Origin of the sequence: Micromonospora sp. CPCC 206171, from assembly GCF_036906755.1 — a bacterium.
Taxonomy (GTDB): domain Bacteria; phylum Actinomycetota; class Actinomycetes; order Mycobacteriales; family Micromonosporaceae; genus Micromonospora; species Micromonospora purpureochromogenes.
Map to the genome: position 1 here is coordinate 35,372 of NZ_JBAKHT010000010.1, position 21,137 is coordinate 56,508.

The window sequence follows — 21,137 nt, forward strand, 5'->3', positions numbered from 1 at the left end:
GCCGCGACGGGTTCCCCACGGGCCCCTGGCTCGACCGGTCGATCCGGTCGGGTCAGGGGCCCCCGCCGTACCCGCCGGTCGGGCCGCGGGCCTGCCGGTCAGGGGACGGTCCGCTCGATCGCGGCCCGGCCGTGCTCGGCCAGGTCGCGGCGGGCCCGCTCGAGATTCTCCGGCGTCATGTCCTGCCCACGGGCCATCACCAGGTCCTCCGGCTCCCAGGGCTGCTCTGCCCCGGTGCGGATGTTGTCCCCGCCGGCCCCCGTGCCGGTCCCGGTGGCGCCGGTGCCGGCCGCGTACGGGTCGCCGAGGAGGTCCTCGGTCGGCACGCCGCCGCCCGCGCCGCCACCGGGCTCGGTGAAGGACGGGTTGTTCCGGTCGGCGCCGCCCCCGGTGACCAACTGTGGCACGGTGGTCTCGTCGTCGACCGCGGCGGCCACCTCCGGGCTCTCTTCCAGCGGTCGGCGGTTCGGGTCACGATCCGTCATGGTGCTGACCTCCTGTCCCAGGCGTGTCCCTTATCCCGCGTACCCCGCTGGGACCGGGCCATGCCGGCGGAGGTCACGCCTTCCGGTCCGCACGCGAACGCCCCGGCCGATGGTGCGGCCGGGGCGTCCGGTAGGTGGTCAGCGTCCGAGGACCCGGTCCAGGAAGTCGCGGTACTGGCGCACGGCCACCCGCAGCTGCTCGGTGTCCGCCGAGCCGGCCGTCTGCCAGCCGCCGAGCTTCTCCTTCTGCGCGGCGAGCGCGTCCGAGAGGGCCCGGATCGCCTCCTCGACCAGCGACTGGGCCTCGCCGACCGCCGCGCGGGGGTCGTCCACGAAGCGGAGCTGCACCTCCCGCCAGCGGTCCCGGAAGGCCTGCGCCGCGTCCGCCTCGAAAAGCGTCGCCGCGTGCGTCGGGACGTTCGCTCCGGACGGCCGGGCCGCCTCGGCCACCCCGGCAGCCCCGGCAGCCCCGGCGGCACCGGCGGCACCGGTCGCGCCGACACCCGCCGCGGCGGCCGCCGCACCACCCTCCGGCGCCTCGGTGTCCGGGTCGACCATGGTCGGCGTGGCGCTGCCGTATCCGGCCGCGCCCTCTGCCGGCGCGTCGCCGTCCGGGCGTACCCCGCCCGGGGTGTGCTCGGCCTCCCACCGCTGGCGGTCGTGGATCCGGTCCGCGGCGGTCGGGTCGGCCCGTTCGTCGTCGAAGGGCTCGGTCCGCCCGGGCGCGCCGTCACCCGGCGCCACGGTGTCCTCGCCCCGGGGATCCCGTTCTTCCGCGGGGCCGCCGGCCAGGGCCGACGCGGCGACCGCGTCGCCCACGGAGGTCGCCCCCACGAAGGCGGTCGGCGGCAGCGCCGGCTCGTGGAACTCCGGCCGTCCGTCGCTGTCGGCATCGTCGCGGTCGAGGTCACGCACGTCGTACGGGCGGGTCTCGTCGGGGTCGTCGGCGCGCCGGTCGGCGGCCACCCGCGGGTCGTCGAAGGTGCCCCGGTCGTCCAGCACGTCGTCGGGAATGTCGGCCCGGCCGTCCCGATCGTCCCGCGGCGTCCGGGTTGCGGCGTCCGGAGCGGGGACCGGCACCGGGGCGGAGCGGACCGCCTCCGGGTGGTCGGTGCTGCCCTGCTGCTCTTCCTGGCGCATCGTCGGCTCCTCAGTGGCTGGTGACGTCGTGCGGGCTGTCCGGGCGGCGCTGCTCCGGCGGCCGGTGCCCGACCGGCTCCTCGCCGAGCAGGTCGGCGAAGAGAGCGCGGTAGTGCACGACGGCCTGGCGGAGTTCCTCGGTGCTGGCCTCACCGCGCTCGTTGCGCACCCGGATCTCGTGCGCGTCCCGGTAGTGGGTGAGGGTGCGGGCGTGGTCGACGGAGAGATGGGCGATCTGGTCCGAGAAGTCCCCGGTGGGGTAGCCCCGCTCGGCGATCAGCCGGCTGACCAGCTCGTCGGCGTCGCCGACGGTCTCGCCGGGGGAGTCGACGAAGCGGACCTGGAGCTCCTCCCAGGCGGCGGCGTACCGGGCCCGGGACCCGGGGTCCAGCGGGGTGAGTTCGAGCTCCGCGTGCCGGCGTTCCCGGTCGCGCAGCTCCCGTTCGGCGGCGCCGCGGCTGTCCTGCTCCGCGACGACCCGGTCGTACTCGGGGCCGAAGCGGCGCTTGAGCGCGCGCCGCCGGCCGGCCAGGACGGCCGCGGCGACCAGCGCCACGACCACCAGCACGACGAGAACCACAACGATTACCTGCGTGGGCGACATGGCTCCTCCTTCGCCACCTGGTATTCCCTCCGCGTGCTGGCCGCCAATCCCGATCCCGCGCACTTTCCTGGCCATTTCCCGATCGGGGCATGGTGCGGGCCCCACCGGGGCCGCCATCGCAAAGACCTGACTCGCTCCAGATTCGAGCCGTCCTCGGTCAACCGGCTGCGAGAGGCCGGCGGGTCGCACCGGGGTAGGGCACCTCTGCCAGCGCGACGAGGACCACCGGAGGCCCTCGGTCGCCGAGGGCCTCGGCATCTCGGTCAACGATCGACCGTCCCGGTCGGTACGTGGCGCACCGGCGGGGCGTCCGTCGTCCCCGGTGGTTGTCCTTGGGCGACGGTCCACAACGGATTGGTAGTGATGGGCGAGACGGACGGTAGTGCTACGGCTTGGGATTACGTATCCTGCCCAAGGCGCCCGAGCCGGTGCCCGGCGCGCCGGGACGTTGCCCGGCCGGTGCCGGCGCCACCGCTGCCACCCCTTCGGGCGAGGACTCATGGACACCCGCGACTGGCCGATCCGCGCCAAGCTGACCGCCCTGGTCGTCACCCCGGTGGCCGCCCTGCTCGCGCTCTGGATCTTCGCCACCACGCTGACCTTCGGCCCGGCGCTGGATCTGCTCTCCGCGCGGACCCTCCTCTACGACCTGGGCCGCCCCGGCGAGGTGGTGGTCACCGAGCTGCAACGCGAACGCCGGCTCTCGGTGGTGCACCTCGCCGGCCCGGCGGCCCTGCCGGCCCTGGCCGACCAGCGCCGCCGCACCGACGCGGCGATCGCCGAGCTGCGGGACCGGGTCGGCGGGGACAAGCTGCGCGACGCGGCCGGCGACCTGCTCGACGCCCGGCTCGACAAGCTGGTCGCCGCCCTCGACGCCCTGCCGGCCGGGCGCGGCTTCATCGACCGCCGGCAGGTGGACCGGGCCGGCGCCGTCGGGCTCTACAGCGGCATGATCTCCTTCGCCTTCCAGACCTTCTCGGCGATGGCCGCCCTGCCCGACCCGGAGCTCAACCGGGAGGCGCTGGCGCTCACCGCGCTCGGGCGCTCCCGCGACCTGCTCGGCCAGGCCGACGCGCTGGTGGCCGGCGCGCTCGCCGGTGGGCGGTTCTCCGACGGCGAACACCTGCTCCTGACCCAGACCATCGGCAACGAGCGGTTCCTGATCGACACGGCCGTGGCCGACCTCCCGCCGGAGGCCCGCAGCACCTACCAGCGGCTGACCGAGGATCCGGCCTTCGTCCAGCTGCGCACCCTCCAGGAGGGGCTGCTCCGGGCGGACCCGGCCACCCGGCCGCCGGTCGACGCCCGTAGCTGGCAGACCAGCCACGACGCCGTCCAGCAGGCGCTGCGCGACTTCGAGCTGAGTCAGGCCGACGGGCTGGCCGAGCGGTCCGTGCCGGTGGCCGTCGGCATCCTGGTCCGGCTCGCCGCCGCAGGGCTGCTCGGCCTGGCGGCGATCGTGGTGTCGCTGCTGGTCGCCGTCCGGGTCGGGCGGACGCTGGCCCGCCGGCTGACCGGCGTGCGCGGCGCCGCGCTGGAGATGGCCGAGCGGCGGCTGCCCGACGTGGTGGCCCGGCTGCGCCGGGGCGAGCAGGTGGACGTGGCCCGGGAGGCGCCGCCGCTGGAGTACGGCGCCGACGAGATCGGTGAGGTCGGGCGCGCCTTCAACGAGGTCCGGCGGACCGCCGTCCGGGCGGCGGTCGACGAGGTCACCCTGCGCCGCGGCCTCAACGAGGTGTTCCTGAACATCGCCCGGCGCAGCCAGGGCCTGGTGCACCGCCAGTTGGCGCTGCTCGACCGGATGGAACGGCGTACCGAGGACCCGGACGAGCTGGCCGAGCTGTTCCGGGTCGACCACCTGGCCACCCGGCTGCGCCGGCACGCCGAGGACCTGGTCATCCTGGCCGGCGCGGCCCCGGGGCGGGGCTGGCGGCAGCCGGTGGCCGTGCTGGACGTGGTGCGCGGCGCGGTCTCCGAGGTCGAGGCGTACGACCGGGTGGACATCGGGGCGGTGCAGCCGGCCGGGGTGGTCGGTCGGGCCGTCGCGGACGTCATCCACCTGCTCGCCGAGCTGATCGAGAACGCCACCGCCTACTCGCCGCCGGAGACCCGCGTCGAGGTCTCCGGCCAGCAGGTGCCCCGGGGCTACGTCGTGGAGATCACCGACCACGGCCTCGGCATGACCCCGCAGGCGGTGGAGAACGCCAACCGCCGGCTCGCCCGGCCGCCCGAGTTCGACCCGGCCGACAGCGCCCGACTCGGCCTGTTCGTGGTGTCCCGGCTCGCCGCCCGGCACGGCGTCCGGGTCACCCTGCGCTCCGAGGCTCCCGGTGGGGTGACCGCCGTGGTCCTCGTCCCGTCCGACCTGATCACCGAGGAGCTGCCGGCCGCGCCGGTCAACAGCGGGCGACCGGCCTCGGTGGTCACCCGGCTGGCCACCCTGCCCCGGCCCCGCGCCGGCCGCGCCGGGCGGGACCGGGCCGAGCAGACCGTGCTGCCGTTCGCCCCGGCCCGCATCTCCTCGGTCGAGGCCGCCCCCGACGGCGACGGCCTGCCCCGCCGGGTCCGCCGGCGCGGACCGGTCGCCCGCCCCCGCCCGCAGGTCGCCGAGGCCTCGGCCGCCCGCTCCCCGGAGGAGGTACGCCGGCAGATGTCCGCGCTCCAGGCCGGCACCGCCCGGGGCCGGCGCGACGGCGCGATCCGCTCCGTGCCGCCGGGGCGACCCGACGGCGCCGTACCCGCCCCGACCGGCGGCCGTACCGAGGGGCAGGGCGGGGATCCCGCACCGTCCCCGCCGCCGGATGCGACGGCGGCGACCCCCGATTCCCCGACCGCGACTGAGAGGGACGCCTAGTGGTGGACACGACGAGGCAGAACGTCGACCTCGGCTGGTTGCTCGACGAGCTGGTCGACCGGGTACCGGCCGCCCGGGAGGCCGTGGTGCTCTCCGCCGACGGGCTGATGCTCGGCGCCTCCGCCGAGCTGGATCGCGCCGACGCCGAGCACCTCTGCGCCCTGGCCTCCGGCTTCTCCAGCCTGGCCAAGGGCGCCAGTCGGCACCTCGCCGGCGGCGGGGTGCGGCAGACCGTGGTGGAGATGGAGTCCGCGTACCTGTTCGTGACGGCCGCCGGGCGGGGCGCCTGCCTGGCGGTGGTCTGCGCGGCCGACGCGGACATCGGCCTGGTGGCGTACGAGATGGCGATGCTGGTCATCCGGGTCGGCGAGAACCTGACCGCGCCCGCCCGGGCGACGGTGGGGGCCGTCGATGCGGGCTGAGCCGCCGGGCGCCCAGCACGAGTGGCTGGACGCGGCGGCCGGTCCGGTGGTTCGTCCGTACACCCTCACCGGCGGGCGGGTGCGCCCGGCCGTCGACGGCTTCGACCTGGTCGCGTTCGTGCTGGCCGGCGCGGGTGCGGACCCGTCCGGCCAGCCGGGCCTCCAGCCGGAGCACCGGCGCCTGGTCGAGCTGGCCCGGCGTCCCGTCGCGGTGGCGGACCTCGCCGCCGACCTGGACCTCGCGGTGGGCGTGGTCCGGGTCCTCCTCGGTGACCTGCTCGCCCGGGGCCTGGTCTCGGTGCACGAGCCGCCGGCCGCCGGCCTTCCCGACAACGACATCCTCAAGGCGGTGGTCAGTGGACTACGTGCGCTCTGACCGGGACTCCTCCGGGCCCCGGTTGCCGCTGGCTCTCAAGATCCTGATCGCCGGGGGGTTCGGCGCGGGCAAGACGACGTTGGTCAGCGCGCTGAGCGAGGTCCGCCCGTTGCAGACCGAGGAGGTGCTGACCGGGGCCGGCATCGGCACCGACGACCTCTCCGGGGTGGAGACGAAGTCGACCACCACCGTGGCGATGGACTTCGGTCGGATCACGATCAACGAGGACCTCCAGGTCTACCTCTTCGGCACGCCGGGGCAGGACCGCTTCTGGTTCCTCTGGGACGAGCTGGCGTTCGGCGCGCTCGGCGCGGTGGTGCTTGCCGACACCCGGCGCCTGGCCGACTGCTTCCCGTCGATCGACTACTTCGAGCAGCGGGGCATCCCGTTCGTGGTCGGGGTGAACTGCTTCGACGGGTCCCGCCGGTTCGGCATCGAGGCGGTACGCCAGGCGCTGGACATCGACCCGGACGTGCCGGTGGTGCTCTGCGACGCCCGGGACCGGCAGTCCGCCAAGCTGGTGCTGATCTCGCTGGTCGAGCACGTCGCCCGGCAGCGGGGTGAACCGGTCCCGGTCTCCTGACCGGCTGGCGGCGGGGCCCGGGGCGGTGGCGCCCGGAGCCCCCGTCGCCGGCGTTCGGAGGAAATTCCGGAAAACAGGGCTAACGCCCGGGTCGACCGGGAAGCCTCTGGTGGGAGCGAGAGCAGGATCGGCGGAGGGTGCACCGGTGACGAACACGATCGTCCACATCGGCGGCTACACGGCGGCGAGCGGCGGGCGGGGGGACGGCATCGTCGCCGCCCGCCGGGATCCCGACTCGGGGGAACTCACCGCGCTCGGCACCGTCGCGGTGACCGATTCGCCCTCCTTTCTCGTCCGGCATCCCGCCCTGCCCGTCCTCTACGCCGTGAACGAGCTGCCGCAGGGGCAGGTCAGCGCCTTCCGGGTGGGTGGCGACGGCGCGCTGACCCCGCTGGGCGTCCGGCCGACCGGCGGGGCCGACCCCTGCCACCTGGCGGTCGCGCCCGACGGGCGGCACCTCTTCGTGGCCAACTACGGCGGCGGGAGCGTGGCGGTCTTCCCGCTGGCCGCCGACGGCGCGCCGGCCGAGCGCAGCGACCTGGTGGTGCACCAGGGGCACGGCCTCGACCCGGGGCGCCAGGAGCAGGCGCACTGCCACATGGTCTCCCCGGACCCGGGGGCCGGGCCGCTGCTCGCCGTCGACCTGGGGACCGACTCGATCTACCGGTACGACCTGGACGCCGGCCCGGGCCGGCTGGTGACCCGCGAGCCGCGGATCCGTACCGCGGCCGGCACCGGTCCCCGGCACCTCGCCCGCCACCCGGACGGGCGGCGCTGCTGGGTGACCGGCGAGCTGGACGCGACGGTCACCGCGTACGAGTCGACCCCGGACGGGGCGTTGCACCAGCGGGGACGGGTGGACGCCAGCGGGCGGACCGGGCACGTCCAGCCCTCCGAGATCGCGGTGGGGCCGGACGGGCGTTTCCTCTACGTCGGCAACCGGGGAGTGGGCACGGTCGCGGTCTTCGCGCTGGACGCAGAGCTGCCCCGGCTGGTCGCCGAGGTCGACACCGGGGGCGAGTGGCCCCGGCACTTCGTACTGACCGGGCCGCACCTCTACGTGGCGGACGAGCGGGCCGACATGGTGCGGGTGTTCCGCGTCGACCCCGGCTCGGGCGTTCCCGACCCGCTCGGCGAGCCGGTGCCGGTGCCGAGCCCGACCTGTGTCCTGCCCTGAGCGGCACTGTCCGGTGTGGATCGCGGCAACGGCGCGAGACTAACTGATTACTCACTGTGCCGAAAGTGCGATCAACTGTATCTCCTGCGTAACTTTCAGCCGAACGGTTATGGCACTATCCGAACGAGATACGCAAGATGGTCAGCGTGTCTGGCCGCCATCGCATGCGTTCAAGTATCCGTGGAGCAGGAGCCGCCGCGGCGGCGACTGCGCTCGTCGTCGTGGTCGGGGGTACCTGGTTCGGTTACCAGCAGTTGGCCGGACCCTCCTGCTCCGGTGAGATCCAGCTGTCGGTGGCCGCCGCTCCCGAACTCGCCCCTGCGGTGCAGAAGGCCTCGGCGCAGTGGGTCGAGGACGGCGCGGCCGTGAGCGGCACCTGCATCGCGGTGAACGTGAGTGCCTCGGAGCCGGTGGACGTGGCGGCCGCGGTCGCCAGCAAGCACGGCGCCACCCTCGCGGGTGTCGGCCAGGCCAGCGGCACGGTGACCACGCCCGACGTCTGGATCCCGGACTCCTCCACCTGGCTGCTGCGGCTGAAGAACAACGGCGCCACCGCCTTCGCTCCGGGCAACGGCGCCTCCGTCGCCCGCAGCCCGGTGGTGGTGGCGATGCCGGAGCCGGTGGCCTCCCGCTTCGGCTGGCCGGAGAAGAAGCTCGGCTGGACCGACCTGCTCAACGCGGTCAGCACCGGCAAGGGCCTGCGCGCCGGGATCGTCGAGCCGACCCAGGACGCCGCCGGCCTCTCCGGCCTGCTCTCCCTGACCGCCGCGGCGAGCGCCTCCGGCGGCGACACCGCGAAGGCGACCACCGGGGCGCTGCGGGCGCTGGCCACCGGCCGTTCCAATCTGCGGCAGGACCTGCTCGCCCGCTTCCCGCGCTCCAACGACCCGACGTCAATCGCCAGCGGGCTCGGCGCCGCCGCGCTCTCCGAGGAAGACGTCATGGCGTACAACAGCACCAAGCCGCCGATCCCGCTGGCCGCGCTCTACCTGGAGCCGGCGCCGATGCCGCTGGACTACCCGTTCGCGGTGCTGCCGGGCATCGAGCCGGCCAAGCAGTCGGCCGCCCGGGTGCTCTTCGAGCTGCTCACCACGCAGGGTTTCAAGAACCGGCTGGCCGCTCAGTCGCTGCGGGCGCCGGACGGCAACTGGGGTGACGGCTTCAAGGCGCCGCAGGGGGCACCCAGCCCGGCCGGTGGTCCGGCGACCGCCCCGCCGGCGGGTGTCGGCGCGGTGGGTGGCCTGGACCCCTTCGCGATAGACCGTGCGGTCTCCGGTTGGTCCATCGCCACCCAGTCCGGTCGGATGCTCGCCGTCGTCGACGTCTCCGGCTCGATGAAGGCGAAGGTGCCCTCCGCGGGCAACGCCACCCGGGAACAGGTCACCGTGGCGGCGGCGAGCAGGGGCCTCGGCCTGTTCGACGACTCCTGGTCGATCGGCCTCTGGACCTTCTCCACCGAGCTGGTGGGCTCGCGGGACTGGCGCGAGCTGGTGCCGATCAAACCGCTCTCCGTCAACCGCGGCCGGCTGGAGCAGGGCCTCGCCGGGATCCGCCCGTCCAGCGGCAACACCGGCCTGTACGACACCGTGCTGGAGGCGTACAAGACGGTGCAGCAGGACTGGGAGCCGGGTCGGGTGAACTCGATCGTGCTCTTCACCGACGGCAAGAACGACGACAAGAACGGCATCTCGCAGGCCTCGCTGATCAGCCAGCTCAAGCAGCTCAACGATGCGGAGCGCCCGGTGCAGGTGGTCATCATCGGCATCGGCAACGAGGTCTCCAAGACCGAGCTCCAGTCGATCACCAATGTCACCGGCGGCGGCACCTTCGTCACCGAGGACCCGAGCAAGATCGGTGACATCTTCCTGAAGGCGATCGCGCTGCGCCCGAACGCGCCGCGCTGAGTCTTCGAACAGTGCGGGGAACCGCCGCGCCGGAGATTTTCCGGTGCGGCGGTTCGCATTTCCGGTGTCCGGGCCGGAAGGCAAAGTGACGGCAATACGTCCGAATCAATCGGCGAGCATCATTGTCAGGCAGGATGTCCGGTACGCTCCGGCGTCGATGTCCCGTCCGGGGCGGTCGTCGGCCGGAGCCGGTGCGCGCGATGTGGGGAGGCTGGGTGACCGCTGCGACGCTGTCCACGCCGGCACGGGTCCCGCGTGCCCCGGCCGGCCCGCCCACCGGCCCGGTCGCCCGGGCCGACCAGCGGGCGTACGTGCGGATCCTGGTGGTGCTCGACACCGCCGTGCTCTCCCTCGCCGTCCTGGTCGGGTACGCCGCCCGCTTCGGTGACCGGGTGCCGGTCGGCTCCGAGATCCCGTACGTGCTGGTGGCCCCCGCCCTGGTGCTCGCCTGGCTGCTCTCGCTGCGGATGCTGCGCTGCTACGACGACCGGGTGCTCGGCTACGGCGCCGACGAGTACCGGCGGGTGAGCACGGCCAGCCTGCGGCTCGCCGGTGGCATCGCCATCGTCGGTTACATCGCCGAGGCTGACGTGTCCCGGGGGTTCCTGGGCATCTCGTTCGCCGTCGGCACCGTGGCGCTGGAGGTGAACCGGTTCGCCGCGCGCAAGCGGCTGCACCGGGCCCGGTACTCCGGTGCCGGCTGGTCCCGCCGGGTGCTGGTGGTCGGCGACACCGCCCACGTGCTGGAACTCGTGCACACCCTGCGCCGCGAGCCGTACGCCGGTTATCAGGTGGTCGGTGCCTGCATCCCGGACGCGCTGCTCGCGCCGGTGCCGCAACGGCTCAGCGACGTGCCGGTGGTCGGCTCGCTGCGCGGCGTGCCCGAGGCGGCCGCCGCGATCGGCGCGGACACGGTCGCCGTCACCGCCTCCGGCGAGCTGACCGCGGCCCGGCTGCGCCGGCTGGGCTGGCAGCTGGAGGGGACCGGAATCGACCTGGTCGTCGCGCCGGCGCTCACCGACGTGGCCGGCCCCCGCATCCACACCCGGCCGGTCGCCGGGCTGCCGCTGATCCACGTCGAGGCGCCCGAGTTCCGGGGCGCCCGCAAGCTCGTCAAGGAGTTCGTCGACCGGGCCGCCGCCGCGCTGGCGCTGCTGCTCCTGCTGCCCCTGGGGGCGGCGGTCGCGCTGGCCATCCGGCTGGACAGCCGGGGCCCGGTGCTGTTCCGGCAGACCCGGGTCGGGCGGGGCGGCCGGGAGTTCGGCGTGCTGAAGTTCCGCACCATGGTGGTCAACGCCGACGATCTCCTGGACGAGCTGGCCGTGCGCAACGAGACCGACGGGCTGATGTTCAAGATGCGCGACGACCCGCGGGTGACCCGGGTCGGGCGGCTGCTGCGCAAGTGGTCCCTGGACGAGCTGCCACAGCTGGTCAACGTGCTGCTGGGGCAGATGAGCCTGGTCGGCCCCCGGCCGCCGCTGCCCTCCGAGGTGGCCCGCTACGACGGCGACGTGGCCCGGCGGCTGCTGGTCAAGCCCGGGATGACCGGGCTCTGGCAGGTCAGCGGTCGCTCCGACCTGAGCTGGGAGGACGGCATCCGGCTCGACCTGTACTACGTCGAGAACTGGTCGCTCGCCGCCGACCTGACCATCCTCTGGAAGACCTTCGGCGCGGTGCTGCGGGGGCGCGGGGCGTACTGACCCCTCAGGGCTGCGGGCCGGTCCAGTCCAGGCAGACCACCACCGCGTCGTCGATCAGGTCACCGGCGACGAACGCCCGCAGGTCGCCCAGGAGCGACCGGACGGCGTCCAGCGGTTCCATCGGCCCGGTACGACGCAGGAACCGGTCCAGCGCCGTCTCCCCGTACCGGACGTTCTGGCCGGTCGCGTCGATCACGCCGTCGCTGAGCACGAAGAGCCGGTCGCCGCGGTGCAGCTCGAAACACTGCTCCTGGTAGTCGGTGCCCTCGAACATGCCGAGCGGGAACTGCTTCTCGAGCACGTGCTCGCTGATCTCCCCGTCGCGCAGTCGCACCAGGCGCGGCGACCCGGCGTCCACCACCGTCAGCTTCCCCGAGGCGAGGTCCAGCTCCATCAGCAGCACGGAGAGGTGCTGCTCGCCCCGGTGCAGGGCGTAGATCGCCTGGTCCGCCAGGGCGGCCTGGTCGGCCAGCCCGAGCCCGGCCCGGCGGGCGTTGCGCAGCGCGTAGGTGGCCAGCGAGGTGAGCAGCGCGGCGGCCACCCCCTCGCCCGACCCGTTGATCGTGGCGAGCCAGACCCGGTGCCCGTCGTCGGACCAGTCGAAGCTGTCGCCGCGCACCGCGTACGCCGGCTCCAACTGACCGGCCAGGCTGAACGACGGGCGGATCCGGCTGCGGCCGGGCAGCAGCTCCCACTGCATCTCGGCGGCGAGGGTGAGCCGGCGGGCCCGGCGGGCCGCCCGGTAGATGTCGGTACCGGCGGAGACTGCGGCGAGTTCGTGCCCGAGGGCGGTGGCGATGGCGGCGAGTTCCTCGACCTGGGCGGGGTCGTCGGCGACCGGGGCCAGGCGCAGCACCCCGCGCCGTTCGCCGCGCATGCCGACCGGGAACCAGCCGACGCCGCCGGCCACGATCGGCTCCTGGTGGTCGAAGCAGCGCCAGGCCGGGTGGCCGGGCTCGGTGATCGGATCCTCGTCACCCAGCGGCAGCAGCACCGAGAGGCGGTAGTCGACCTGGAAGAGTTCGCTCTCCGTGATCCTGAACGTCCGTTCCAGCTCGGCGGTGAGCCGGTCGAGCAGGAGGTCGGCCGGTGCCTCGACCAGCACCCGCCGGGCGTGATCGTCCGGTCCGCTCATCATCACTCCTCCTGACAGGGGCCGACCACCCGGTACTCCGGGTAGTCTCGGGCCCACCATGGCCGACGAACATGGTCCCGCGGGACCGGAACTGAGTATGGCCGCCGAGCTCGACGGCGCGGCGGGTGCCCTGCTGTCGGTGTGGGAGGCGGCGCGGGAGGGCACCACCAGCCGCCTCTCCGCCGCTCAGCTGCGCGCGGTCATGGTGGTGGAGCGGCACGACGGGATCAACCTGCGCCGGCTCGCCACCCTGCTCGACATGCTGCTCTCCTCGGCCAGCCGGCTCTGCGACCGGCTGGTGGCGGCCGGCATGCTGGAGCGGGAGCCGGGGCGCCTCGACCGGCGGGAGATCTCCCTGCACCTGACCCCGGAGGCCCGGGGACTGCTGGCCGAGCTGCGCCGGGACCGGCGGCGGCGGCTGGCCGACGTGCTGGCCGGGATGAGCGACGAGGGCCGCCAGGCCCTGCTGCGGGGAGTTCGCGAGTTCGACCGGGTCGCCCGCGACCTGGAGGAGTCGGCGCCGCCGGTGGTGCCGTGGCAGGGCACCGGAGTCCCGCCCCAGGACAGCGAGATGGGCGACCCGTCGGCGGCCCGTTCCGCCTGATCCTGACCCTCCGGGGGTTGCGGTCACCGCCGGCCGTGGGTCAGCTCCGGGCAGGGCCGGCCGGCCAGCCAACCGGACGGCCGGGCGATGATCCGGCGGACCACCGACCCGGCCCCACCGACCGCGGCCGACGCCGGGCCGAGCGCCGCCGCGCGGACCGTGACCGGCGACCAGGCGGCGGTGAGCACCCGGTCGGTCAGCTCGGCGAGGACCGGGGGGCGCAGCCACGGCGCCAGGGTGGCGTATCCGCCCCCGAGGACCACGGTGTCCAGGTCCAGCAGGTTGACCACGCCGGCCACCGCCACCCCGAGGGCGGTGCCGGCGGCGCGCAGCGCATCGAGGGTGGCCGGGTCGCCCGCCTCGGCGAGGTCGGCCAGCCGGCGCGCCGCGGTGTCCGCCGGCAGGTCCGCCCCGGAGAGTCCGGCCGCGCCGAGGACGGCCTCCTGACCGGCGTACGTCTCCAGGCAGCCCCGCGCGCCGCAGCGGCACCGCGGCCCGGCCGGGTCGACCGGTACGTGGCCCAGCTCGCCGCTCCAGCCCCGGGCGCCCCGGAACAGCGCGCCGTCGAGCACGATCCCGGCCCCGATGCCGATCTCGCCCGAGACGTGCAGGAAGCTGGCCGTCGCCGGGCCGGCGTGCAGCTCACCGAGGGCGGCCAGGTTGGCCTCGTTGTCGACCACCAGCGCCGGCACCCCGTCGACCGGCCCGGCCAGCGGCGGATGCGCGGCGAGCAGGGCGGGAACGTCGACGTCGCGCCAGCCGAGGTTGGGCGCGAGCCGGACCAGGCCGTGGCCGTCGACCAGCCCCGGCACGGCCAGCGTGGCCCCGGCCAGGGTCAGCCCCTCCCGGTCGGCGGCGGCCCGGGCCCGCCCGGCCAGCTCGACCAGCCGGGCGAGCGCGTCGGCGGGGGCGACCGGGCGCAGGTCCGCTCGGCGTACCTCGTGGTGCCGGACGGTGCCGGCGAGGTCGACGACGCAGGCGGCCAGGTAGTCGACGTTGACCTCCAGACCGAGCCCGGCCGGGCCGTCGGTGGCGAGCCGCAGGCCCCGGGCCGGGCGACCCGCTCCGCCGCGCGGCGCGGGGTCGGCCTCGGTGACCAGGCGACCGGTGATCAGGTCGTCCACCACGGCCGAGACGGTGGCCCGGGTGAGGCCGGTCTGGCCGGCGATGCCGGCCCGCGATGGTGGCTGGTCGGCGCCGGCGATCCGCCCGAGCACGACGGCGAGGTTGAGCTCGCGCAGGCTGCCCTGCCGGACCGCGCCCGCGGTGCTGGTGCTGGTCACCCCTTGACAGTGCCACAGCACGGTCATTTAATCCATCCATTGAACAAATTGCGGACACCACCGGAGGTCTGCCATGGCACCCCGTCCCACCCCCGCCGACAAGTTCTCCTTCGGGCTCTGGACGGTGGGCTGGCAGGCCCGCGACCCGTTCGGCGACGCCACCCGCGCTGAGCTGGACCCGGTGGAGGCGGTGCACCGTCTCGCCGAGCTGGGCGCGTACGGGATCACCTTCCACGACGACGACCTGGTCCCCTTCGGCGCGGACGCCGCCGCCCGCGAGGCCCACCTGACCCGGTTCCGCAAGGCGCTCGACGAGACCGGCCTGGTCGTCCCGATGGTCACCACCAACCTCTTCACCCACCCCGTCTTCAAGGACGGCGGATTCACCAGCAACGACCGGGACGTCCGCCGGTACGCGCTGCGCAAGGTGCTGCGCAACGTCGATCTCGCCGCCGAGCTGGGCGCCCGCACCTTCGTGATGTGGGGCGGCCGGGAGGGCGCCGAGTACGACCTGGCCAAGGACGTCCGGGCGGCGCTGGAGCGCTACCGCGAGGCGGTCGACCTGCTCTGCCAGTACGTCGTGGACTCCGGCTACGACCTGCGCTTCGCCATCGAGCCCAAGCCCAACGAGCCGCGCGGCGACATCCTGCTGCCCACCATCGGGCACGCGCTGGCGTTCATCTCCACCCTGGCCCACCCGGACCGGGTCGGTCTCAACCCGGAGGTCGGGCACGAGCAGATGGCCGGGCTGAACTTCGCGCACGGCATCGCGCAGGCGCTCTGGCAGGGCAAACTGTTCCACATCGACCTCAACGGCCAGCGGAGCATCAAGTACGACCAGGACCTGGTCTTCGGCCACGGTGACCTGCTCAACGCCTTCGCCCTGGTCGACCTGCTGGAGCACGGCGGCCCGGACGGCGGACCCGCGTACGACGGGCCCCGGCACTTCGACTACAAGCCCTCGCGCACCGAGGACTTCGCCGGCGTGTGGGCCTCGGCGGAGGCGAACATGCGCACGTACCTGCTGCTCAAGGAGCGGGCCGCGGCGTTCCGGGCCGACCCGGAGGTGGCCGAGGCACTGGCCGCCAGCAAGGTCGCCGAGCTGTCCACCCCGACGCTGAACCCGGGGGAGGGGTACGCCGAACTGCTCGCCGACTCCTCCGCGTTCGAGGACGTCGACGTCGACGCGGTCGCGGCGCGGGGCTTCGGCTTCGTCCGGCTCAACCAGCTCGCCGTCGAGCACCTGCTCGGCGCGCGCTGAGGCGGGCCGCCGTGCCGCTCGTCGCCGGAATCGACTCGTCCACCCAGTCCTGCAAGGTCGTGATCCGGGACGCGGCCACCGGTGCCCTGGTCCGGCAGGGCCGGGCGCCGCACCCGGACGGCACCGAGGTCGATCCGCGGGCCTGGTGGGACGCGCTGCGCGCGGCGGTGGACGCCGCCGGCGGGCTGGCCGACGTCGCGGCGGTCTCGGTCGCCGGTCAGCAGCACGGCATGGTCTGCCTGGACGAGGCGGGCGAGGTGGTCCGGCCCGCCCTGCTCTGGAACGACACCCGCTCCGCCGACGCGGCCCGGGACCTCGTCGACGAGGTCGGCGGCGCGGTGGCGGGCCGCCGCTTCTGGGCGGAGGCGGTGGGCAGCGTGCCGGTGGCGAGCTTCACCGGCACCAAGCTGCGCTGGCTGGCCCGGCACGAGCCGGAGCGGGCGGCCCGGGTCGCGGCCGTCTGCCTGCCCCACGACTGGCTCACCTGGCGGCTGGCCGGCGCGCCCGGGCTGGCCGCGCTGCGCACCGACCGGGGCGACGCCAGCGGCACCGGCTACTGGTCGCCCCGCACCGGCGAGTACCGCCTCGACCTGCTGGAACAGGCCTTCGGGCGGGTGCTGGCGGTGCCGACGGTGCTCGGCCCGGCCGAGGCCGCCGGCGTCCTGGACCCGGCCACGCTGGGCGGCCCCGCGTCCGCAGCCGGGACCGGCGCGGCCGGCGGCTCCGGGGTCGGCCCGTCGGGTGCCGCCCCCGGCGGAATCGTGCTCGGCCCGGGCACCGGGGACAACGCGGCCGCCGCCCTCGGCGTCGGCGCCGGACCCGGCGACGTGGTCGTCTCGATCGGCACCTCCGGCACCGTGTTCAGCGTGGCCGACGTGCCGGCCGCCGACCCGGGCGGCGCCGTCGCCGGGTTCGCCGACGCCACCGGCCGGTACCTGCCGCTGGTCTGCACCCTCAACGCCGCCCGGGTGCTGGACGCCGCCGCCGCGCTGCTCCGGGTCGGCCTCGACGAGCTGAGCGAGCTGGCACTGTCCGCCCCACCCGGCGCGGACGGGCTGGTCATGATCCCCTACCTGGAAGGGGAGCGGACGCCCGACCGGCCGCTGTCCACCGGCGCGCTGCACGGCCTCACCCTGCGTACCGCCACGCCGGCGCACCTGGCCCGGGCCGCCGTCGAGGGGATGCTCTGCGCGCTCGCCGACGGGCTCGACGCGCTCACCGCCCAGGGCGCCGACGTCCGGCGGGTGATCCTGGTCGGTGGCGGGGCCCGCTCGGCGGCCGTGCGCCGGATCGCCCCGCAGGTCTTCGGCCGGCCGGTGGTGCTGCCCCCGCCCGGCGAGTACGTCGCCGACGGGGCCGCTCGCCAGGCCGCCTGGGTCGCCCTGGGCGGCGCGGCGCCACCGCAGTGGGCCGATGCCGGCACCCGGGAGTACGACGCCGAGCCCGTCCCCGCCGTCCGGGAGCGGTACGCCCAGGCCCGGGACCGGACCGTCGACCGGACGCCGGGCTGAGCGGGCGGGGCCGACCCCGGTGACGCGGCCGTGACCGCGTCCTGATTGGCTGCCGCACATGACCTTGACCACGGGTGGGGCGGCGCGGACCTGGGGCGGCGGCACGGCGCACCGGTTCTACAGCGTCGTGGTCTTCGTGGTCCTCGCCTCGCTGGACAACGTGGCGATCGGCCTGGTCCCGCCCCTGTACGGGCCGATCTCCGGGGCGCTGGGCGTGCCGCAGCGGCTGCTCGGGCTGGTCACCGCGGTCAGCTTCCTGGTCAGCGCGGTGGCGGCGGTGGCCTGGGCGTACGTGGGGGACCGGACGAACCGCAAGCCGCTGCTCATGGTCGGCACCCTGATCTGGGCGGCCGGCACCGGCGGCAGCGCGCTCGCCCAGGACTACCCGACCTTCCTGGCCGCACAACTGGTGGCCGCGGTCGGGCTCGGCGCGGTCGGCTCGGTCGGGTTCTCCGTGGTCACCGACCTGATCTCGCCCCGCCGCCGGGGGCTGGTGATGAGCTTCTGGGGGCTGTCGCAGGGGGTGGGGACGCTGGCCGGCACGCTCACCGGCGGCCTGCTGGGAGCCACCGACTGGCGGCGTCCGTTCCTGGCGCTCACCGTGGTCGGGCTGGGCGCCACCCTGGCCTATCTCTTCACGTACGACATCCGGCGCGGGCAGAGCGAGCCCGAGCTGGCCGGCGCGCTGAACGCCGGTGCCGAGTACGACTACCGGATCACCCGCGCCGACCTGCCCCGGATCCTGCACCGGCGGACCAACCGGTGGCTGATCCTGCAGGGCCTGACCGCGCAGGCGGCGTTCGGCTCGCTGGTCTGGCTGCCGGTGCTCTTCGCCCAACGGGCCGAGGCCCAGGGCTACTCGTCGGCGACCGCGGTCGTGGTGGGCAGCGTCTTCGCCACGCTGTTCCAGCTCGGCGGGGTGTTCTCCATCGTCGGCGGGCTGGCCGGCGACGTGCTGCAACGGCGTACCCCGAGGGGACGGGCCCTGGTCGCGGCGGTGGGCATCCTCGCGGCCGTGCCGTTCTACCTGGCCCTCTTCTTCGTGCCGATCCGCATCGTGGTGCCCGACGACGCGGGCGGCGGGGCGGTGGTCCGGGCGGTGCTGGCCAGCGTGCTGACCGAGCCGACGGTCGGGCTGAGCCTGCTCGCCGCCGTGGTCGCGCTGGCGCTGACCTCGGCGAACTCGCCGAACTGGTTCGCCCTGATCGCCGACGTCAACCCGCCCGAGCACCGGGGCACCGTCTACAGCCTGGGCAACCTGCTCAACGGGGTGGGCCGGGCGGCCGGCAACGGCCTGGTCGGGGTCGCCTTCCACGCCCTACGGGCGGCCTTCCCGCCGCCGCTGAACTACGCCGTCGGGCTGGCCGTCTTCCAGCTCTTCTTCATCCCCACCGGGTGGATGTACTGGCGCGCCTCCCGCTCCTCGCCCGAGGACATCCAGGCGGTGCACGACCTGCTGCACGCCCGCGCCGACCGCCTCTGACCGATCGCCGCCGGGCCGAGCCTGCCACGCCTCGGGGCCGAGGTGGTCGCCGAACATCAGCACGGTGGCCCCGGGCCGCGTCGGGCGGCGCCGGGCCGCGCCGGCTGGGCCAGTTCGGTTCGGGCCGCGCCGGGCCGCGCCGGGCCGGGCCGGGTCGGGCTGCGCCGGGTGGGTCGCTGCCGCGCCGGGTCGGCTTAGCGGCGCTTGGCGCTGGGGCTGAGCCGGCGGATCTACCGGGCCGGGTGCCCCCAGGACGCTATGGACCTGATGTCGTAAACGATTCAGGCCGGCCTGATGTCGGAAGCGAGGCAGACCCCATCCACCCCGGGACGGCGCGACACGTCCGGCGGCGTGCCCCGGGACACGACCCGCCGTGGAACCGGCGCCCGTTCGGCCCGCCCGGCGCCCACCTGCACCAGCCGGCCGCCGGTACCGAGCCAGGGTGCGTCGGCGCGGCGCCTCTGCATCGCGTGCGCCGCCGCGATCGCGACGCGCACACCTGTCCCCGTCACCGACGGGGTTGCGCAAGGGCTCCTCGCCCCGTCCACTGTGGCGGGACGAGGGGCCCGTGCCGGTGCGCTGCGGGGTTGGGAAGCAGGGCTGAGTCGTTGACGACATCAGGTCCGTAGCGAACCAACCGGGTGCTGGGTGGACCGGGTGGAGACACGGCAGTGCCCGTGGCCGCCGTGCCCGAGGCGCCGTGCCATGCCCGAGCCACCCCGCCATACCCGAGGCGCCGCGCTGTGCCCGAGCTACCCCGCCGTGCCCGAGCCGCCGTGCCCCGACGTACCCGAGATCGGTGTGCCGGGCGACGAGGCACCAACCCCGCCGACGCCGACAGGCGACGGCCGCCGGTCCTGCCCGAGCCGGCCAGCCGGCCCGCCGGCCCCGCGGATGAGCGCGGGGCCGGCGGGTTCCAGCGGGTGGTCAGGCGCGGACCCAGACCGTCACGTCGGTGGGGACCCGGCCGTCGGCGTCCAGCGGGGCGCTGCTGTGCAGCACCTCCCCGGCCGGTGGCGGGACGGCCGCTGAGCCGAAGTTGGTCAGCACGGTGAGCCCGCCGTTGCGGAAGGCCAGCACCTCGTCGCCGGAGGAGAGCCACCTCAGCGGGCCCCGGGCCAGTCCGTGCTCGCGCCGCAGCCGCAGCGCCGTCCGGTACATCTCGTACGTCGAGCCGGGCACCCCGCGCTGCCGGTCGAGGGCGTACTCGGCCCACAGCGGCGGCTGGGGCAGCCAGCTGGCGTCGGTCGGCCCGAAGCCGTACGACGGGGCGTCGGCCTCCCACGGGATCGGCACCCGGCAGCCGTCGCGGCCGCGCTGGGTGTGGCCGCTGCGCTCCCAGGTCGGGTCCTGCCGGACCTCGTCCGGCAGCGTGGTGTGCTCCGGCAGCCCCAGCTCCTCACCCTGGTAGAGGTAGGCGCTGCCGGGCAGGGCCAGCATCAGCAGGCTGGCGGCGCGGGCCCGGCGCAGGCCGAGCGCGGCGTCCGGCTGCGGGTCGCCGATGCCGATGCCGTTCGGCCGACCGCCGCCGATGGTCAGGCCGAGCCGGGAGGCGTGCCGCACCACGTCGTGGTTGGAGAGCACCCAGGTGGTCGGCGCGCCGACGCTGTCGGTGGCCTCCAGCGAGCGGGTGATCACCGCGTACTGGGCGGGCGCGGTCCACGAGGCGAGCAGGTACTCGAAGTTGAACGCCTGGTGCATCTCGTCCGGGCGGACGTAGCGGGCCAGCCGCTCCGCCGGCTCCACCCACGCCTCGGCGACCAGGACCCGCTCGCCCGGGTACGAGTCGAGCAGCCGGCGCCACTCCCGGTAGATCTCGTGCACGCCGTCCTGGTCCCACATCGGGGGCCGCGGCTTCGCCACCTCGCTGCCGGAGAGGATCTCCTGCGGCTCCTGCCAGTCGGCCAGGTCGGCCTGCTTGATCAGGCCGTGCGCCACGTCGACCCGGAAGCCGTCCACGCCGCGGTCCAGCCAGAACCGAAGCACGTCCAGGAACTCCTCGCGGACCTCCGGGTTGTCCCAGTTCAGGTCGGGCTGGCCGGTGTCGAACAGGTGCAGGTACCACTGGCCGGGCCGGCCGTCGGGGTCGGTGACCCGGGTCCAGGCGGGGCCGCCGAAGACGCTCTGCCAGTCGTTCGGGGGCTGGTCGCCGTCCGGGCCGAGACCGTCCCGGAAGATGTAGCGGGCCCGCTCCGGGCTGCCCGGGGCGGCGGCCAGGGCGGCGGTGAACCACCGGTGCGCCGAGGAGGTGTGGTTGGGCACCAGGTCGACGATCACCCGCAGGCCCTTGGCGCGGGCCTCGGCGATCAGCTTGTCGGCGTCCTCGAGCCGCCCGAAGAGCGGGTCGACGTCCCGGTAGTCGGCCACGTCGTACCCGGCGTCGGCCTGCGGCGACGGGTAGAACGGCGACAGCCAGACGGCGTCCACGCCCAGCTCGGCGAGGTGGCCGAGCCGGGCGGTGATGCCCGGCAGGTCACCGACGCCGTCGCCGTCGGAGTCGGCGAACGAGCGCGGGTAGATCTGGTAGATGACGGCCTCGGTCCACCACCCGGTGGCCGGGCCACCGGACTGTTCCTGCTGCCTCGCGTCGGTGTTCAGAGCCTTCTCCCTGTGTC

The 21,137-nt window shown here is 75.0% G+C and carries 17 protein-coding genes; 11 read left to right on the top strand and 6 right to left on the bottom strand.

What is annotated here, in order from left to right:
• Positions 1-98 precede the first annotated feature (98 nt).
• The 3 genes from V6U89_RS14105 to V6U89_RS14115 form a co-directional block, all read right to left on the bottom strand.
• Complete coding sequence (locus V6U89_RS14105; RefSeq protein WP_334571447.1) at positions 99-485, bottom strand: hypothetical protein; 387 nt, start codon at positions 483-485, stop codon at positions 99-101.
• Between the two features lie 138 nt (positions 486-623).
• Entirely contained in the window at positions 624-1,625 is a 1,002-nt protein-coding gene (locus V6U89_RS14110) for a hypothetical protein (protein WP_334571448.1), read from the bottom strand.
• Between the two features lie 10 nt (positions 1,626-1,635).
• On the bottom strand, positions 1,636-2,229 hold the full coding sequence (locus V6U89_RS14115; RefSeq protein ID WP_334571450.1) for a hypothetical protein: 594 nt from the start codon (positions 2,227-2,229) through the stop codon (positions 1,636-1,638).
• Positions 2,230-2,728: 499 nt separating this feature from the next.
• On the opposite strand from V6U89_RS14115, the gene V6U89_RS14120 reads away from it, so the two are divergent.
• From V6U89_RS14120 to V6U89_RS14150, 7 genes are all read left to right on the top strand, one after another.
• Complete coding sequence (locus V6U89_RS14120) at positions 2,729-5,083, top strand: sensor histidine kinase (protein WP_334571451.1); 2,355 nt, start codon at positions 2,729-2,731, stop codon at positions 5,081-5,083.
• Entirely contained in the window at positions 5,083-5,505 is a 423-nt protein-coding gene (locus tag V6U89_RS14125) for a roadblock/LC7 domain-containing protein (protein ID WP_154942319.1), read from the top strand. The genes V6U89_RS14120 and V6U89_RS14125 overlap by 1 nt, the downstream gene beginning before the upstream one ends.
• Positions 5,495-5,881 (top strand): DUF742 domain-containing protein, encoded by a 387-nt coding sequence (locus V6U89_RS14130; protein WP_154942320.1) that lies wholly within the window; start codon positions 5,495-5,497, stop codon positions 5,879-5,881. The genes V6U89_RS14125 and V6U89_RS14130 overlap by 11 nt, the downstream gene beginning before the upstream one ends.
• On the top strand, positions 5,862-6,464 hold the full coding sequence (locus V6U89_RS14135; protein ID WP_334571452.1) for a GTP-binding protein: 603 nt from the start codon (positions 5,862-5,864) through the stop codon (positions 6,462-6,464). Before V6U89_RS14130 ends, V6U89_RS14135 begins: the two co-directional genes overlap by 20 nt.
• Positions 6,465-6,609: 145 nt before the next feature.
• Positions 6,610-7,641 carry a lactonase family protein gene (locus V6U89_RS14140; RefSeq protein WP_334571453.1) on the top strand — a complete coding sequence of 344 codons (1,032 nt, stop codon included), beginning with the start codon at positions 6,610-6,612 and terminating at the stop codon, positions 7,639-7,641.
• A 164-nt stretch (positions 7,642-7,805) separates the two neighbouring features.
• Positions 7,806-9,545 (top strand): substrate-binding domain-containing protein, encoded by a 1,740-nt coding sequence (locus tag V6U89_RS14145; protein WP_334571454.1) that lies wholly within the window; start codon positions 7,806-7,808, stop codon positions 9,543-9,545.
• 215 nt (positions 9,546-9,760) lie between these two features.
• Positions 9,761-11,245 carry a sugar transferase gene (locus V6U89_RS14150; protein ID WP_334571455.1) on the top strand — a complete coding sequence of 495 codons (1,485 nt, stop codon included), beginning with the start codon at positions 9,761-9,763 and terminating at the stop codon, positions 11,243-11,245.
• A gap of 4 nt (positions 11,246-11,249) precedes the next feature.
• On the opposite strand, the gene V6U89_RS14155 is transcribed toward V6U89_RS14150, so the two are convergent.
• Positions 11,250-12,380: a PP2C family protein-serine/threonine phosphatase gene (locus V6U89_RS14155; RefSeq protein ID WP_334571456.1), complete on the bottom strand. Its 1,131-nt coding sequence runs from the start codon at positions 12,378-12,380 to the stop codon at positions 11,250-11,252.
• A gap of 97 nt (positions 12,381-12,477) precedes the next feature.
• Here V6U89_RS14155 and V6U89_RS14160 point away from each other — a divergent pair, with 97 nt between their 5' ends.
• Positions 12,478-12,984: a MarR family winged helix-turn-helix transcriptional regulator gene (locus V6U89_RS14160; protein WP_334571457.1), complete on the top strand. Its 507-nt coding sequence runs from the start codon at positions 12,478-12,480 to the stop codon at positions 12,982-12,984.
• A 23-nt stretch (positions 12,985-13,007) separates the two neighbouring features.
• Here the strand turns inward: V6U89_RS14160 and V6U89_RS14165 are convergent, their stop codons facing one another.
• Positions 13,008-14,294, bottom strand: coding sequence for an ROK family protein (locus V6U89_RS14165; RefSeq protein WP_334571459.1), 1,287 nt, complete (start codon positions 14,292-14,294; stop codon positions 13,008-13,010).
• A gap of 46 nt (positions 14,295-14,340) precedes the next feature.
• Here V6U89_RS14165 and xylA point away from each other — a divergent pair, with 46 nt between their 5' ends.
• From xylA to V6U89_RS14180, 3 genes are read left to right on the top strand one after another with little or no spacing between them, the layout of a single operon-like run.
• The gene (gene xylA / locus V6U89_RS14170) at positions 14,341-15,528 is read left to right on the top strand and encodes a xylose isomerase (RefSeq protein ID WP_334571461.1); all 1,188 of its coding nucleotides are present in this window, start codon (positions 14,341-14,343) and stop codon (positions 15,526-15,528) included.
• 11 nt (positions 15,529-15,539) lie between these two features.
• The gene (gene xylB, locus V6U89_RS14175) at positions 15,540-17,039 is read left to right on the top strand and encodes a xylulokinase (RefSeq protein WP_334571463.1); all 1,500 of its coding nucleotides are present in this window, start codon (positions 15,540-15,542) and stop codon (positions 17,037-17,039) included.
• A 58-nt stretch (positions 17,040-17,097) separates the two neighbouring features.
• Positions 17,098-18,522 carry an MFS transporter gene (locus tag V6U89_RS14180; protein WP_334571464.1) on the top strand — a complete coding sequence of 475 codons (1,425 nt, stop codon included), beginning with the start codon at positions 17,098-17,100 and terminating at the stop codon, positions 18,520-18,522.
• 927 nt (positions 18,523-19,449) lie between these two features.
• Here V6U89_RS14180 and V6U89_RS14185 read toward each other — a convergent pair.
• Positions 19,450-21,120, bottom strand: coding sequence for a glycoside hydrolase family 13 protein (locus V6U89_RS14185; protein ID WP_334571613.1), 1,671 nt, complete (start codon positions 21,118-21,120; stop codon positions 19,450-19,452).
• Positions 21,121-21,137 lie beyond the last annotated feature (17 nt).

What these genes read in the sequence shown, in the direction of transcription:
- V6U89_RS14105 (WP_334571447.1), bottom strand. Translation starts at nt 485, where the DNA reads ATGACGGATCGTGACCCGAACCGCCGACCGCTGGAAGAGAGCCCGGAG.
- V6U89_RS14110 (WP_334571448.1), bottom strand. Translation starts at nt 1,625, where the DNA reads ATGCGCCAGGAAGAGCAGCAGGGCAGCACCGACCACCCGGAGGCGGTC.
- V6U89_RS14115 (WP_334571450.1), bottom strand. Translation starts at nt 2,229, where the DNA reads ATGTCGCCCACGCAGGTAATCGTTGTGGTTCTCGTCGTGCTGGTGGTC.
- V6U89_RS14120 (WP_334571451.1), top strand. Translation starts at nt 2,729, where the DNA reads ATGGACACCCGCGACTGGCCGATCCGCGCCAAGCTGACCGCCCTGGTC.
- V6U89_RS14130 (WP_154942320.1), top strand. Translation starts at nt 5,495, where the DNA reads ATGCGGGCTGAGCCGCCGGGCGCCCAGCACGAGTGGCTGGACGCGGCG.
- V6U89_RS14145 (WP_334571454.1), top strand. Translation starts at nt 7,806, where the DNA reads ATGCGTTCAAGTATCCGTGGAGCAGGAGCCGCCGCGGCGGCGACTGCG.
- V6U89_RS14155 (WP_334571456.1), bottom strand. Translation starts at nt 12,380, where the DNA reads ATGAGCGGACCGGACGATCACGCCCGGCGGGTGCTGGTCGAGGCACCG.
- V6U89_RS14160 (WP_334571457.1), top strand. Translation starts at nt 12,478, where the DNA reads ATGGCCGCCGAGCTCGACGGCGCGGCGGGTGCCCTGCTGTCGGTGTGG.
- V6U89_RS14165 (WP_334571459.1), bottom strand. Translation starts at nt 14,294, where the DNA reads ATGACCGTGCTGTGGCACTGTCAAGGGGTGACCAGCACCAGCACCGCG.
- xylA (WP_334571461.1), top strand. Translation starts at nt 14,341, where the DNA reads ATGGCACCCCGTCCCACCCCCGCCGACAAGTTCTCCTTCGGGCTCTGG.
- V6U89_RS14180 (WP_334571464.1), top strand. Translation starts at nt 17,098, where the DNA reads ATGACCTTGACCACGGGTGGGGCGGCGCGGACCTGGGGCGGCGGCACG.